This window comes from Mesorhizobium neociceri (assembly GCF_013520985.1).
Lineage (GTDB): Bacteria > Pseudomonadota > Alphaproteobacteria > Rhizobiales > Rhizobiaceae > Mesorhizobium > Mesorhizobium neociceri.
The window spans coordinates 227,280-241,460 of sequence record NZ_JACDTY010000004.1; the positions used below are offsets into that span (position 1 = coordinate 227,280).

The following is a 14,181-nucleotide window of genomic DNA, read 5'->3' on the forward strand; positions in this document are numbered from 1 at the left end:
CCACTTGGGTTCGCCTGTGGAACAAGCTCCGCTCGTGAAGGATCGCGGAAATGGATATTGCAAATTTCATCGTTGACGGTGCCATGGGATTCTCCCTCCTTGAGGGGGAGATGGCCGGCAGGCCAGAGGGGGTCGCTTCGGCTGCCTCGACTTCTTTTGCGATAAAGGGCGTTAGCGCTTCACGCGTGGCGACCCCCTCTGTCGCCTTCGGCGACATCTCCCGCTCAAGGGGGGAGAGTGCCCGCGCCATTGTCATCGTCGCCGAAACTGCGGCAGACATTGCATCGCGCGAAGCCTTGCTGGACGAGGCCATGGGCCCGATGCGGCGCAAGAAATCGTCGGAAAAGCTGCGGCGCGGCCGCCGGCCTTCCGAAGGCCTCGCCTTTGTCGTGCGCGATGCGGCCGGCGCGGTTATGGGCACCGTGCGGTTGTGGGATGTGCGCTTGGGCGAGGGCGGTCCGGCAGCGCTTCTGCTTGGCCCGCTCGCCGTCGACCCGGCGCTGAAGAACGCCGGCATCGGTTCGGCGCTGATGCGTCATGCGCTGGCCGAGGCCGCGCGTCTCGGTCATGCCGCGATCTTGCTGGTCGGCGATGCGCCTTACTACGGCCGCTTCGGCTTCTCGGCCGACAAGACCGGCGCGCTGGCGATGCCTGGCCCTTACGAGCGGCACCGCCTGCTGGCGCTGGAGCTGGTCGAGGGCGCACTCGACGGCGCGCATGGCACGCTGAAGGCGGCGGGTCGCAAGCTGAAGGCACTGCCGCTGACCTTCGCGGCGTAAAGAGCCGGCTTTCGTCTATGTAGAAACCCTGGGGTCGACAAAAGCACAACGCCGCCTGATGGGCGGCGTTTTGTTTTTGCGACGGGATCAGCCGAGCAACTGGCTGAGCGCCATGGCGACCGTCATGTCGCCCTCGACCTTTATCTTGCCGGACATGAACGCCATGGTCGGGTTGAGATCGCCGGCGATCAGCGAATCCAAATCGTCCAGCGACAGCTTGACGGTGCAGTCGGTCGGAGCGTCGGTGTTCGAGACGGTTGCGCCGTCGATGACGATGACGCCGTCGCTGCCGGTGTCGAACTTCACCGAATGTTCGAACCCGGCGCTCGCAACGCGCGACTTCATCTTCTCGGCAATCTCCTGAACGCCCATGGCTGTTCTCCTCGTCTCGTTGCGTTTTGCCACGCGTCAGTGACCGGCCTCTGCCGAAAGTCGCTGTCTCGCGCGTGCCGCGATCCTGGTCGCTTGGCGCATATAGCTTCGAGTTGACGTAAACGTCAACGCAATGGCGATGCGTCATCTCGTTTCATTCGAAAGGAATGCGGCAGAGAAATATCCGCCCCGCGACGAAGGCTAGTGTTCCGCAGCCGCCTTGGCTGGCTCGGCCTGGGCCGATTCCGCAGGGGCGGATTCGGTCGGCGTGGCCGGGTCCTTGCGGCGGCGCATGGCGTTGTCGCGGATCTCATCCTTGGTCAGGAAGTTGACCTGATCGATCAGCACTTCATGCACCAGGTCGGCGCCGACGCGGGCGTTGACGGTGTCGCGTATAGCCTTGCGGAAGGCGTCGAGATCGATGGTTTCCTTCTTGGTGAAGTCGATCTGCGGATTGGAATAGAGATAGGAATAGACCTGATCGGTCATCAACGCTTCGGCCGGGATCGACATCTTCTTTATTTCGGCGGGCTCGACCGTGTAGACGAGCTTGGTGAGGAAATAGCCGTCGATTTTGGCATTGCGGATCAACGGCACCGAGATGATGTCGGTCTTGACGTAGTCGAGACCGCCCAGCATCGGCTTCGGCGTCTCGCCGACGCCGCGCTCACCCGCCGCCTGGAACGAATAGAACACGGCGCCGAGCGTGGCGGCGCAGATCCAGATCGCGGCGGCGATGAATTTGATCACCGGTTGTTCCCGCTTGTTGCCGAGATCATCAGCTCGCCCATCCGAATTCGCCGGCCGAATAGGTGCCGTCTGCTTCGGCGCGCTGGATGGCGTTCTTCAACAGCGTCGCGACCTCGTTGACTGCGTTGAGGTGCGCGAGGATCGCCGCTTCGTTCTTCGCCAGCTTCTGGCGCAGCCGCGCCAGGCCGTCGCGGTGCTGCTCCAGGAATTCGACCTCGTTGGCGCCCTTCATGGCGCGGGTCAGCTCATAAAGGTAGCGGCTCTTGCGGGCGTTCGAGGCCTTGAGGTCATAGCTGGTGTCGTTCTTCAGACCCGCCGTCTCTTCCTCGACCGCCTCCTCAATGCGGCCGATGATGGCGGCAAGGTTGCCCGGCCGTGCGAAAGGGATCGGCGCCTCGGACGTGCGCGCCGGCAGGTTGGAAGAGAATTTTGAAAAATCGGCCATTGAAAATCCTGGTCTAGATCTTGATGTCGGTTTTGATGGTCGTCTCGTCGCCGGTCATCGACCGTGCGGCCTTGCGCTGCAATTCCTCGACCAGTGAGGTGGAGAGCCGGGTCTGCTTGTCGATCTCGGTCTTGTGCGGCCCGGTTGACACCGGCCCGATCGGCATGGTGCGCTTGCCGTCCTTGTAGTGGTCGGCCAGCAGCGATTTGGCGATGCCGATGCCGCCGCGCTCGGCCATGACGTCGGCGACGCGTTCGGCCAGCTGCGATTTCCACATGTCGCCGGCCAGCCCCTTGCCGTAGACACCCTCGGTGTCCTTGGGCAGCATGTTCTGGATGAAGGTTTGCAGGACCATCGCCTCGAACTTCTTGAACTTGCTGGCGGGATCGGCGCCTGCCGCGGCCTTGTCGGCCGTGGCCTGCGACAGGATCGAGCCGGCGTCGACCGAAGCCGCCATGTCAACAGAGAAGGCACCGCCAACGCCGTTGGCCCGCTTGGTGAGCGCGGCACGGGCAGCCTCGATATCCGTCGGGTCGACGGCTCGGGCAACATCGAGAACGATGTCGCTGGGTGGAGAAATCGCCAAGAAAGTCCGCCTCTTTGCCGGGTTTCCTGAGCGACAATGCCGCAACAAGCTTGTGGCAGGCTTGCGCGGGAGGAGCGGAGGCAGAATGCGGATTGCTCGTCTGCTGCGCGGAAGCATCTCGACGCGCGTGCGGATCTGCTCGCCGTCTGCGTCACCCCAGCGCCTCATTCGGTTGGTCAATGAGCAGCGCTACTTGACGTCAAAAGCCCGGAACAGGCTGGGTCTTTCCACTCAATCGAGCGCCAAGTGTCAAAGCCGCCGGAAAATTCTTGATCACGGCGCGCATAACCGTCGCGCCGCCAGGCGCAAGCGCTATTCGGGCAATCAAGGCTGCGGCACGCAACCGAGTCGAGAATTGCCGACGCCATTGCCTTTCGTAGCGATGTCCGGCCCCCTCGTGACCCTCGTGGCCTTTACCCAACGCGATCAGTTCTCTCGCGAGGAGCCAGCCGGATTGCAGCGCCATCGAAATGCCTTCAGCGATTACAGGATGTGACTCACCTGCGATGTTGCCGACGCGGAAGATGCCCTGATCATAGCCAGCTCGAATGCCGGGATGAATCGGTCCCGCGGCGAGCCATGGGCCATCCAGTTCGGCACCGGCCAGAACAGTCCCTACGCCTAGGCACGAAGCCAGGACGTGGCGCCATAATGCATCGGCGGCCGCAATGTTTCCAAAGCGCTCGCGCAGCCCGAATAGAACATCCCTGCGGATACAGCAGGAAATCGAAACCCGGCCGCGGTCCGCCGTTACCATTCCCCCATAGCCGCCCGGGAATACCAGCAACGGCATCAGGTCGGGCGGCAGTGCGCCGCCGGTAAAATGCGCCTTGAAACCGAAAAGGTCGGAAGGTTTGCTTGTTCTTTCAATGTGGCTTGGGAGTTTCCCGGTTTCCCAGGATCCATGCGCGGCAATTACTACAGGTGCGCTCAAAACCTTTTGCTGCTGTCCCTCCTCCACGGTCACAAATTGCAAATCATCGCGCCGGCGAATTGCGACAGCCTTGCAAGGCTGGAGAACTTCGACACCAGCACGTTGGGCGGCCTGCAACAACATGTAGTCCAGACGATCGCGGCCGAGCGCGCGGCCGAGCCCCGTCCTGGCGATCGGCATTCGCGCCTGCGCCGAGACATCGCCCGAAAAGAACCCGACGCGACGTATTTCCGGGCCGGCTTCCGCGCGCCAAATCTCGCCGACGCCCAACCGGTCAAGCAAGGCAAGGCTGGTCCCAGACATGAATTCGCCGCAGACTTTTCGGCGCGGAAACACGACCTTCTCCACCATTGCCACCGACCACCCACGGTGGGCCAGCGCAATGGCGGTAGAACTGCCTGCGGGGCCAGCACCGATCACAATTGCATCGTGCGTCATTTGGTGCCGGGCATGCTGGCACCGACAAAAGCTTGAGTGAACAGGCCCCGGCGACCCTCAATCACAGGCGTTCCCCCTGACAGTTGCCACAATTGTGAAAGTTCCGTGCCGCGAAAACCAGCGCGGACACTTTGCGCCGCGTCGTTCAGTGTCACCGCGCAGGCGCCGATCAATGGCAGCAATCGCGTCGCGACAAGTGGCACCTTGGCCCTAAGCGGCTCCGTCGCGACGAGCACCGGGGCCATCGTCATGATCCGGGCAAGCAGCTCCAGGAGGCGCGTGTCGTCGAAGTGATGGAGGATCAGGTTGGCGCAAACAAGATCGAAGGGCCTGTCCACTGTCCAATCGAATATATCGGCGGTTACGGGTTGCGCCCGCCAACCCAATTCAGCGAAAGTGTTGCACACATCCTTGCCGATCAGGTCGATCCTGTCGACCATGACGATCTCGACGTTAGGCCAACGCCGCGCCATCAGCCGCGCCACCGTCAGCATGAACTTTCCGTCACCGGCGCCTATTTCGAGGATGCGCTGCGGCGGCGTTTGCATGTTCGCCCGAAAGAGCGACGCCATGATCCTGGCCTGGAACATCAATGCGTTGATGCGAACGAGATCACGACGGGATGCGATCGCGCGAGGATCATCGGCCGGGAGGCCGTCGAGGAGCTCTGGCTCCAGATGCCTGATGTTTATGTCGGTCATGCGATGGATCGGAAATCTAGGCTTCAGCCGGCAATCCGGCAAATAGAATTCGGTCTTACCTTTATGGCTGCGCGCTGTTCATGGCGGAGCTCGCATGTGAACTCAATCCGGATAACGAAGCCGAACGTCGGTCCCTTTCATACAAGATTGGAGGCTGGTATCACAGTTTGCTAATGAGAAATATCGGCGCCGCGCAATAAAATACCTTATGCCGACGTTTACCTCAGGAGACGCTTCCCCAATTCCTAGACCTCTTATGAGACCCGATTGGGCTCATTGTCGGAGCAATTTTGTCCCCTCAAGCATATCTGAACCGCATTGCCACGTTAGTTCCAGAACACGACGTGCATCAGTTCTACCTCCGCTATGGAGCTTTGCTGCTTGAAGACGATGCCCAGCGCCTTACGCTCTTCGAACGAATGGTCGCTCTCGCCGGGATCGAACATCGCTATTCCTGCTTTGCGCCCGCCGACGATCCGCGCGGTGGGGCAATTGACCGCGACGGCACCTCGGTCAGGGGCTCGTTCGCCAGCACCGCAATCCGTATGGAGATGTACGAGGCCGCCGCGCCGGAGCTGGCGCAAAAGGCCGTCGACACGCTGCTGGCCGACGACGACCGCTCGCTGATCACGCATTTGATCGTGACGAGCTGCACCGGCTTTTCGGCGCCTGGCATCGACCTCGAGCTGGTGCAGCGATGCGGCCTGCCGACGTCGGTCGAGCGCACCATCATCGGCTTCATGGGATGCTATGCCGCCATCAACGCCCTGAAGCTGTCACGCCACATCGTGCGCTCCGACCCGAAAGCCCGCGTGCTGATCGTCAACATCGAATTGTGCACGCTGCATTTCAGGGAAGCCACCGAGCTTGAGAAGCTGATCTCGTTCTGCCTGTGGGGCGACGGTTGCGCGGCCGCGCTGGTCACCGCCGAACCGCTCGGAATCCTGCTCGAAAGCTTCCACGCCATTGTCGCGGTGGACCGCAAGGAGTTGATGAGCTGGCACATCCGCGACGACGGCTTTGACATGGTGCTGTCCGGCCAGGTTCCCGGCGCGGTGCGTGAGACGCTGCGCAACGAACATCCGGCCATCCTTGGCGGCAGGCCTGCCAGGGAGATCGACTTGTGGGCGGTGCATCCCGGCGGCCGCTCCGTACTCGACGCGGTCGAGCGGGCACTAAAGCTGGAGCCGACCGCGCTCGCCGTATCGCGCGAAGTGCTCCGGCGATACGGCAACATGTCATCGGCAACCGTGATGTTCGTGATGGCCGAAATGCTGAAGGAGCCGTCAGGCCTGCTCGGCTGCGGCATGGCGTTCGGGCCAGGATTGACCACCGAAACCATGATGTTCCGGACTGCCTGATGAAGGCACTGCACGAAAACATCTCGCTCGTTGCCCGTCGGCTGGCGCTCTATTTGCCGTATCCGCACTTCATGTGCGTGGCACCTCTTGACGCCGTGCTGCGGATCCTGTGGCGCGCGCAAGGCCAGATCCCTCCCGCCTATTGGCCGCGCCTGGTTCTCCTGCTCCTGCTTTCCGGGATCAGCACGGTCGCCTCCCTGCCGGAGCGCGTGATCGTTGGGGTATGGCTGCGGCTGCGACCTCCCCGGATGGAGCGGGAGAACGCGCCTGTGTTCGTCCTCGGCTACTTTCGATCCGGGACGACGTTTTTGCAGAACCTGCTGGCAGCCGATCCCAGCCTGAGATCGCCCAGCTGGCCGCAGGTCCTGGCGCCTCAGACATTCGTCCTTGGCTGGGCTCTCCTGCGCTACCTTTTCGTCCCCTTGCTGCCGTTGACGCGCCTCGACGCAGTCGTGCCCGTGGGCGCCAGGCTGCCGGCGGAGGATGACTTCGCGTTGAACAATATGGGTGGGATGTCCGTCCTCACAGGACGCGCGATACTTCCCCGCCGGCAGGCCTTCTTCAATCGATTTCACGATCTCGACGCGCTTTCGGCGGACGAGTTTAGCCGGTGGCGCTCACATCAGTTGGCTTTCGTCCAGAAGCTTGCTCTCGTTACGGGCCGGCGGCGACTTCTGCTCAAGTCGCCGAGCCACACGGCGCGCGTCCGCTACCTCCTGGAATTGTTTCCTGGCGCCAAGTTTGTCCACATCTCCCGTTCGCCGGAAGTCGTGTTCCGGTCCAACCTCCTTCTGGCGCGCGAACTACAACGTGCATTCGCCCTGCAGCCGCCACTGCCCGAGGATGAGCAGGAGGAGATCATCGCTCACGAATATCTCGCCACAGAGATGCACTATCTGGCGGATAGGGCCCAGATTCCGGCCGCCGACTTCGCGGAAGTGCGGCTGCAGGATCTGACCGCCGACCCCGTGGGCGAGATGAAGCGTATCTACGGCGAACTCGGCCTGCCATTTTCCCGCGGCTGTGAGGAGCGAATGTTGCAGGTCGCCGCGACGTTCGGCAAACAGGCGCGCAACCGCCATCCCGACCTGACGGAAAGGCAGAAAGCGCGCGTAGCTCGCCTCGCACCGCTGGCAGCCGCTTTTGGGCATGCGCCGGCGCGGGCTTCTGGGACGCTCGATGTTGACAGCCAACAGCGCATTGGATGACATAAGGATCATGACAGCAGCCCTAGGGTCGCATGCAAGCTGGGCAGCTTTGGCCCGGCTGTTGCTCGTCTCCGTGCTACTCGCGATCTGCGCCCCACCGCTTTCGGCAGCGGCTGATGAGCAGAGTGACGCGGTCAAGTTGGTTGAGACTGTGCGCCAGGCGGCGATTGCGCTTGGGCACGGCGGATCCGCCGAGGGGCAGCTCCGCTCGATCTCAGCGGCGTTCGATGGTAGGGGAATCGCCCAAGCCGTGCTCGGGACGTATTGGCGACGCGCGAGTGCGGACGACCGCGCCTCGGTGGTCGATGCGCTCCTTTATGCCATTGCGCACAGGTTGGCGGACAGGCTGGAGCGGACGCAGGACAAGACTTTCACCGTGCTCGGGACGAAGGCTCTGGCCAACGGCGACATCCTGGTGCACAGCGAATTCCGCCGGCCGCTCCACGGCCCAACGTCCGTGGACTGGCGTGTCCGCCACTGCCGCGGACAACTCTGCATCGGCGATGTCTTTGTCGACGGCGGCTCCGTGACCGTGCAGCAGCGGGACCGCGTTGCCCAGCTGCTCGCCGGCAACGGCGGCTCGATCCCAGCACTTGTCGCCGATCTCAGGAAAGGCCGAGTATGACTGCTCGTTCGTGCTCATGTCCCTCCTCGTCGAATTGAGCAATGTCGGCCGTGACTTTGACAGCGGCCGCATTGTCGCCGTTGACGATGTGTCGCTTGCGATCGAGGATGACGAGACCGTCGCCATTGTCGGCCGGAGCGGGAGCGGCAAGTCCACGATCCTGAACCTGGTCTGTGGGCTCGACCGGCCGACGCGCGGCGAAGTTCGGTTCGAAGGACGGGCCGTCAACGGAAGGGCTGCATGGGCAGCCGTCCGGGCCAGCAGGATCGGCATCGTTTTCCAGAACTTCTTCCTGCTCCAGTCCCTGTCGGCGGGCGAGAACATCGAGGTGGCATTGCTGGGAAACCTCGGCGGAGCGCGGCAGCGTCGCATTCGCGCGCTCGAACTTCTGGCACATTTCGGTCTTGCCGAGCGCGCCACGCTCCGGCCGGCGGAGCTTTCGGGCGGCGAACGCCAACGGCTTGCAATTGCGCGGGCGCTTGCAAACCGTCCGAAGCTTCTCGTTGCGGACGAGCCGACAGGAAGCCTCGACGTGCAGACGAGCCAATCGGTGATGAGCATCATCGGTAACGTGCATCGCGAGTTCGGTACCGCGGTGATCGTGGTGACCCATGACGAGGAGGTTGCCGCGCTGTGCGGTCGCAGGGTCGAGATCTCCGACGGCCGCATCCGTTCGGACAGCCGAGTGGCGGCGATATCGACGCCTACGCCGGCGTCGCGGACCCGTTGACCCATGACGGAGCTGACCCTTCCCTTGCGCGGTCTCATTGCGCGTCCGCTTCGCACCCTCCTCACGATTCTCGGCATCGCTTTGGCGGTCGCGGGGTTTGTGGCGCTTACCGGCCTGACCGCCGGCGTCCAGCATTCGTTCGCATCGGGAATCGATGAGAACGGTGCGGACCTGGTGGTAAGCCAGCGTGGCGCGTTCAACCTGGTGAGCAGTACCGTGCCCAGATCGCTTGGCTCCGGGCTTTCCGCGGTGCCAGACGTCGAGGCTGTGTCGGGCGTTCTCCTGAACATCACCACCGCTGACGACGCCGCAAATATTGTCATGGCCGGCTGGCCCGCCGGCAGCTTCCTGTGGAACGACATGCACCTTCTGGCGGGACGAATCCCTGCACCGGGGGACCAGTGGCCCGTGATCCTTGGCGAGTCGATCGCCACCGCATTGGACAAGCGGGTCGGTGATACTGTCGAGCTCCAGTTCCAGCCCTACCAGATTGTCGGCATCGCTTCGTTCTCGTCAGTGCTGAACCAGAACAGCGCGATCGTTCCGCTCGAAGGGCTGCAGCAACTCCTGTCGCGCGAGGACGTGTTTACCTTGTACGAGGTGAGGTTGAAGCGCCCGCTCGACAAGAACGACGTCGCCGTTGCACGAACCCGTCTCATGGCAGCCGCGCCGGGATTCGAGGTTGGCGACACCGAGCAGTTTGCCAACAGCATCCGCATCTTCGATCTGCTTCAGGCGATTGCCCAGACAATTTCACTGGCCGTCATGGCGATGGCCTCTGTGGCCGTTGCCAATACGCTTCTGATGGCCGTGAACGAACGGACGTTCGAGATTGGAGTTCTCGCTGCGCTAGGCTGGTCTCCGCGGCGCATTCTTCGGCTCATTCTCATCGAAGGCGTCTTCATGAGCGCGGCCGGCGGGGTCATAGGGATCATTCTCGGCGCCCTTGCCATGGAAATGGCGGCGAAGACAAAATTCGCGGCGGGCCTGATCGTGCCCTACCTGTCGGGCTGGTCGATCGTGCAGGCCCTGATCTTCGTCTTCATCGCGGGGCCTCTCGGCGCTCTCTACCCGGCCTGGCGCGCCACGCGCCTTCTCCCCGCCGACGCGCTCCGCAGGATCTGAAGCGACTTGCCTCGTCCGGGAAGGCGCTCCTGCTGCTACTCCCGGCCCCTCTTCTGGGCGATGAGATCCAGCCGGTCGCGGTCGGAGCGTTCACGCTCGTCCTGGCGGCGCAAGTCCTTGTAGGCGCGCTCGACCATGTTGGTGCGCGCCGTCGCGGTGGCGATGAGCGTGACCTCCTGCCTGGCGCTTTCGAGGCTCGCTTCTTGCCGGACCAGAGCATTGGCGATGCGGCGATGGTAGAGGTCAGGGAAGAGCACCGCCATCGACTGGTCGGCGTCGAAATGCTGGACCAGTTCCTTGGCCTCGGTCTCAGCGGTTGCGGCCGCCGCCAGGAAGGTCGCATGGCGGGTCTCGTGCAGCGCCTTCAGCTGCTCCTGCACCTTGACCAGTTTCTTCAGCCGTTCCTTGCGCGTGCTCATCTCACCTCGCCAGCGTCAGGTCGACGAAGCCGTCGACGAACAGCGACAACATGGTGCCGATGGCGAAGTAGAAGATGATCATGCCGCCGGCGATGACGAAGGGCAGCGAGATGAAATAGACCGGAATCTGCGGCGTCAGCTTGTTGACGAAGCCGATCGTCAGGTTGACCAGAATGGCATAGGCGACGAACGGGCTGCCGAGCCGGAGGACCAGGAAGAAGGCGTCCGACACTGTGTCGGTGACATCGACGAGGGCCGCCTGCGGGTTGAAGAAGACGTTGACCGGCGCGATCGTGTAGGAGGCGACCAGCGCGCGGATGATCTCGTGGTCGAAATCGAAGACGAAGAGCAGCAACAGCGCCGAGAACGAGATGATGGCGGCAAGGGCAGCCTGCGGTTCCGGCTCCTCGATGGCCGGCCCGCCAGTGCCGCCATAGCCGATCAGCATGGCGATGGCCGAGCCCATGAAGCGCAACGCCTCCATATAGAGCCTCGTCATGGCGCCGATCAGCCCGCCGACCAGTAATTCCGAGATGATCATCGGCGCCAGCACCTGCGGGCGCGGATCGACGAAGGGAAAGATCTTGTCCCACAGAAAGGCGAGCAGGCCGCCGGTGGCGGCGATCGACACGAACAGCCGGACCTGGACCGGCACGCGGGCGCTGGACAGGCCCGGCATCAGCATGAAGCAGGCGCCGATGCGGCAGAAGGCGAGGAAGGCGGCGATGACGACGCCTTGCGACAGAAGGTTCACGAGATTGTCCCGAGCACCTTGATCTCAACACCCTTGGCGATTTCGACATGGGAGAGCACGGGAAGCGTCGTGAACAGGCGCTCGATGATCATGCGCACATAGGGCCGGGCATCGGGCGCCGTGACGAGGACAAAACGCTCGCCGGCCTCGAGATGCTTGCGGATCGCCTTGGTGGCGTCCTGGCCGAATTCTTCCAACTGGCGCGGGTCGATGTCGAATTCGCGCACCTCGCCCTTGGCGTCGCGCTTGAGGCTCTGGTGGAAAGCGAGGTCCCAGCGGTTACCGAGACGCAGCACCTTGAGCATGCCGCCTTCGGAAAGATCGCCGCAGATCTGCTGGGCCATGCGGATGCGGACATGCTCGACAATCTGCTCGGTGCGGCGCACATGCGGCGCGATCTCGGCGATGGCCTCGATGATCAGGTGCAGGTTGCGGATCGAGACGCGCTCGGCGAGCAACAGTTTCAGCACCGCCTGCAGACCGGGATAGGAGATGTGCGAGGTGCAGATCTCGTCGGCGAGCTTGCGGTATTCCGGATCCTGGCGTTCGAGCAGCGCTTTCATGTCCTTGTAGGACAGAAGCTGCGGCAGGTTGTTGCGGATCACCTCGGAGAGATGGGTGAGCAGCACCGACATGTTGTCGGCAAATGTGTAGTTCTCGCGCTTCAGATCCTCGGCGAAGGTTTCGAGCACCGAGAAAGCGCGCATGCCGAAGGCCGGTTCGCGGATTTCCTCGCCGGGAACGTCGGGCAGGTCGCGGGTGCCGAGCAGCACCATGATCTCGCCGACGCGCATCTGGTATTCGGCGACAACGGTGCCGTGGACCTTGATCTGGTAGCTCTTCGGCGGGATGCCGAAATCGTCGGCGACACGAACTTCCGGCACGACGAAGCCATATTGCGTGGCGAACTTCTTGCGCATCTTGGCCATGCGGAAGACCAGCTCCTGATGCGATACCAAGAGCCTTGTCGACAGCTGCTTGCCGATCAACAGCTCGATCTCGGCGGTGGTCAGCGAAGCCTTGACCGAGTTCTTCTCCTCCTCGACCTTGTTGGCCTTCTCCAGGTCCTTGATCGCTTCAGCGGCGGCGGCTTCACGGTTGGCCCGCATCGGGATGACGTAGCCGAGGCCGGCCATGCCGGCGGCGAGCGTGAAGAACGGGAAGAACGGCAGGCCGGGCATCAGGCCGAGCAGCACGAGCAGCGAAGCCGCCACATAAAGAGCGCGCGGATGGGCGCCGAGCTGGCCGAACACCGCCTGGTTGGTGGAGCCGCGGGTGCCGCCCTTGGAGACCAGCAGGCCGGCGGCGAGCGAGACGATCAGCGCCGGGATCTGGGTGACGAGGCCATCGCCAACCGACAGCTTGATGAACACGTCGGCGGCTTCGCCCATGCCCATGCCGTGCCTGATATAGCCGATGGCGATGCCGCCGACGATGTTGATGGCGGTGATGATGAGGCCGGCGATGGCGTCGCCACGCACGAATTTCGAGGCGCCGTCCATCGAGCCGAAGAAGGACGATTCTTCCTCCAGCTCCCTGCGGCGCAATTGCGCGGTCTTGTCGTCGATCATGCCGGCGGACAGGTCGGCGTCGATCGACATCTGCTTGCCGGGGATGGCGTCGAGAGTGAAACGGGCGCCGACCTCGGCGATACGGGTGGCGCCCTTGGTGATGACGATGAAGTTCACCACGATCAGGATCATGAAGACGATCAGGCCGATGACGAAATCGCTTGCCATCACCAGCCTGGAGAAGCCGGCGATGACATAGCCGGCGGCGTGCGTGCCCTCATTGCCATGCGACAGGATCATGCGCGTGGTGGCGATGTTGAGGGATAGCCGCAGCATCGTGGCGATGAGCAGCACGGTCGGGAAGGAGGAGAAATCGAGCGGCCGCTGGATCCACAGCGCCACCATCAGGATCAGCACCGACAGTGCGATCGAGAAGGCGAGGCCGATGTCGATGAGGAAGGCCGGGATCGGCAGAAACAGCACCGCCAGGATGATGACGATGCCGATGGCGAAGAAGACATCGCGGCCGTTCTTGGCCACTGTTCCCGTCGCTAAGCTTTCGCTGATCGCCATATCGTCCCCGAGCCATGGACTGCCCGAACTTGAGGGCAGCCCTTCGAGCCTAACCGGCCAAGCTTGCGCGAGGGTGGGAGAGCAGCTAGGGCTGGCGACACAGGCTTTGAGGAGAGAGATCATGCTGGTGATCATCGGCACCATCCGCCTGCCGGCGGAACAGCTCGACGCAGCAAGGCCGGCCATGCAGCGCATGATCTTGGGCAGCCGCGCGGAGCCCGGCTGCATCGACTATTCCTATGCGCAGGATGTGCTCGACGCCGGGCTCATCCATGTCACGGAGGTGTGGAGCGACAGGGCAGCACTCGACGCGCATTTCCGCTCGCCGCACATCGCCGACTGGCGGGCGAGCTGGGCAGCGCTCGGCATCGGCGCGCGCAACCTCATGCTCTACGAGGCCGGCGAGCCCAAGCCGACCTGAGGACCAGGCAACAGCTAGGATGGCCTAGCAGGCGTTGACCTGTCTGCAGGACCAACCTCCGCCATCGGTATCGTGGCAATCTTCATAGCTGCCGTAGCAGGTGTTTGTCGAATTGCGATACCAAGGATAGCCGCCAGGACAGCAAACGTCCTGCTGTGCAGTTTGAATAAACTCTTGTGTCGGCCGGCTTTGGTTTTCCGGATTGCCTCCCGGCAAAAGAGACACTGGGTACGAAATCCTCAATTTAGTCGGCATATCCACGCTTGAGTTGCTCATCGCCGACGAACTCAAAAAAATCATGCAAGCAGCTAATGAAAAAAATCCCCGCGCACTCATCTTCTCCTCCGTGAGGGAAATAGAGACGGGCGAAAATACCATAGTTGCGTCGCTTGCGTAAGCGACCTCTCATATAGTTCGACAGGCTCGCAAGGGAATTGAAGCGGAGGGCG

At 62.8% G+C, this 14,181-nt stretch carries 17 protein-coding genes; 7 read left to right on the plus strand and 10 right to left on the minus strand.

Going from position 1 to position 14,181, the window contains the following annotated elements; genetic code table 11:
• Nucleotides 1-215: 215 nt before the first annotated feature.
• On the plus strand, nucleotides 216-779 hold the full coding sequence (locus tag H0241_RS11265; RefSeq protein ID WP_181057674.1) for a GNAT family N-acetyltransferase: 564 nt from the start codon (nucleotides 216-218) through the stop codon (nucleotides 777-779).
• 87 nt (nucleotides 780-866) lie between these two features.
• On the opposite strand, the gene H0241_RS11270 is transcribed toward H0241_RS11265, so the two are convergent.
• The 6 genes from H0241_RS11270 to H0241_RS11295 all read right to left on the minus strand — a co-directional run bounded on the left by H0241_RS11270 (nucleotide 867) and on the right by H0241_RS11295 (nucleotide 5,005).
• On the minus strand, nucleotides 867-1,151 hold the full coding sequence (locus tag H0241_RS11270) for an SCP2 sterol-binding domain-containing protein (RefSeq protein ID WP_181057486.1): 285 nt from the start codon (nucleotides 1,149-1,151) through the stop codon (nucleotides 867-869).
• 201 nt (nucleotides 1,152-1,352) lie between these two features.
• A complete protein-coding gene (locus tag H0241_RS11275; RefSeq protein ID WP_181057487.1) occupies nucleotides 1,353-1,901 on the minus strand; it encodes a hypothetical protein in 549 nt (182 codons plus the stop codon).
• A 28-nt stretch (nucleotides 1,902-1,929) separates the two neighbouring features.
• Nucleotides 1,930-2,346 (minus strand): hypothetical protein, encoded by a 417-nt coding sequence (locus H0241_RS11280; protein ID WP_181057488.1) that lies wholly within the window; start codon nucleotides 2,344-2,346, stop codon nucleotides 1,930-1,932.
• 13 nt (nucleotides 2,347-2,359) lie between these two features.
• A complete protein-coding gene (locus H0241_RS11285; protein WP_407941738.1) occupies nucleotides 2,360-2,932 on the minus strand; it encodes a rod-binding protein in 573 nt (190 codons plus the stop codon).
• Between the two features lie 199 nt (nucleotides 2,933-3,131).
• The gene (locus H0241_RS11290; RefSeq protein WP_181057489.1) at nucleotides 3,132-4,304 is read right to left on the minus strand and encodes an NAD(P)/FAD-dependent oxidoreductase; all 1,173 of its coding nucleotides are present in this window, start codon (nucleotides 4,302-4,304) and stop codon (nucleotides 3,132-3,134) included.
• Entirely contained in the window at nucleotides 4,301-5,005 is a 705-nt protein-coding gene (locus H0241_RS11295; protein ID WP_181057490.1) for a class I SAM-dependent methyltransferase, read from the minus strand. Before H0241_RS11295 ends, H0241_RS11290 begins: the two co-directional genes overlap by 4 nt.
• A 290-nt stretch (nucleotides 5,006-5,295) precedes the next feature.
• On the opposite strand from H0241_RS11295, the gene H0241_RS11300 reads away from it, so the two are divergent.
• The 5 genes from H0241_RS11300 to H0241_RS11320 are packed head-to-tail and all read left to right on the plus strand — an operon-like array spanning nucleotide 5,296 to nucleotide 10,054.
• A complete protein-coding gene (locus H0241_RS11300) occupies nucleotides 5,296-6,366 on the plus strand; it encodes a type III polyketide synthase (RefSeq protein WP_181057491.1) in 1,071 nt (356 codons plus the stop codon).
• The gene (locus H0241_RS11305) at nucleotides 6,366-7,574 is read left to right on the plus strand and encodes a sulfotransferase family protein (RefSeq protein WP_181057492.1); all 1,209 of its coding nucleotides are present in this window, start codon (nucleotides 6,366-6,368) and stop codon (nucleotides 7,572-7,574) included. Before H0241_RS11300 ends, H0241_RS11305 begins: the two co-directional genes overlap by 1 nt.
• Nucleotides 7,546-8,199: a Tgt2/MlaC family protein gene (locus H0241_RS11310; protein WP_181057493.1), complete on the plus strand. Its 654-nt coding sequence runs from the start codon at nucleotides 7,546-7,548 to the stop codon at nucleotides 8,197-8,199. Before H0241_RS11305 ends, H0241_RS11310 begins: the two co-directional genes overlap by 29 nt.
• A 16-nt stretch (nucleotides 8,200-8,215) precedes the next feature.
• Nucleotides 8,216-8,929: an ABC transporter ATP-binding protein gene (locus tag H0241_RS11315; protein WP_181057678.1), complete on the plus strand. Its 714-nt coding sequence runs from the start codon at nucleotides 8,216-8,218 to the stop codon at nucleotides 8,927-8,929.
• Nucleotides 8,930-8,932: 3 nt separating this feature from the next.
• The gene (locus tag H0241_RS11320; protein WP_181057494.1) at nucleotides 8,933-10,054 is read left to right on the plus strand and encodes an ABC transporter permease; all 1,122 of its coding nucleotides are present in this window, start codon (nucleotides 8,933-8,935) and stop codon (nucleotides 10,052-10,054) included.
• Between the two features lie 35 nt (nucleotides 10,055-10,089).
• On the opposite strand, the gene H0241_RS11325 is transcribed toward H0241_RS11320, so the two are convergent.
• From H0241_RS11325 to flhA, 3 genes are read right to left on the minus strand one after another with little or no spacing between them, the layout of a single operon-like run.
• Nucleotides 10,090-10,473: a hypothetical protein gene (locus tag H0241_RS11325; RefSeq protein WP_181057495.1), complete on the minus strand. Its 384-nt coding sequence runs from the start codon at nucleotides 10,471-10,473 to the stop codon at nucleotides 10,090-10,092.
• Between the two features lies 1 nt (nucleotide 10,474).
• A complete protein-coding gene (fliR, locus tag H0241_RS11330; protein WP_181057496.1) occupies nucleotides 10,475-11,227 on the minus strand; it encodes a flagellar biosynthetic protein FliR in 753 nt (250 codons plus the stop codon).
• The gene (gene flhA, locus H0241_RS11335; protein ID WP_181057497.1) at nucleotides 11,224-13,311 is read right to left on the minus strand and encodes a flagellar biosynthesis protein FlhA; all 2,088 of its coding nucleotides are present in this window, start codon (nucleotides 13,309-13,311) and stop codon (nucleotides 11,224-11,226) included. The genes fliR and flhA overlap by 4 nt, the downstream gene beginning before the upstream one ends.
• Nucleotides 13,312-13,432: 121 nt before the next feature.
• On the opposite strand from flhA, the gene H0241_RS11340 reads away from it, so the two are divergent.
• The gene (locus tag H0241_RS11340; protein WP_181057498.1) at nucleotides 13,433-13,732 is read left to right on the plus strand and encodes a putative quinol monooxygenase; all 300 of its coding nucleotides are present in this window, start codon (nucleotides 13,433-13,435) and stop codon (nucleotides 13,730-13,732) included.
• 24 nt (nucleotides 13,733-13,756) lie between these two features.
• Here H0241_RS11340 and H0241_RS11345 read toward each other — a convergent pair whose 3' ends face one another.
• On the minus strand, nucleotides 13,757-14,068 hold the full coding sequence (locus H0241_RS11345; protein WP_181057499.1) for a hypothetical protein: 312 nt from the start codon (nucleotides 14,066-14,068) through the stop codon (nucleotides 13,757-13,759).
• Nucleotides 14,069-14,181 lie beyond the last annotated feature (113 nt).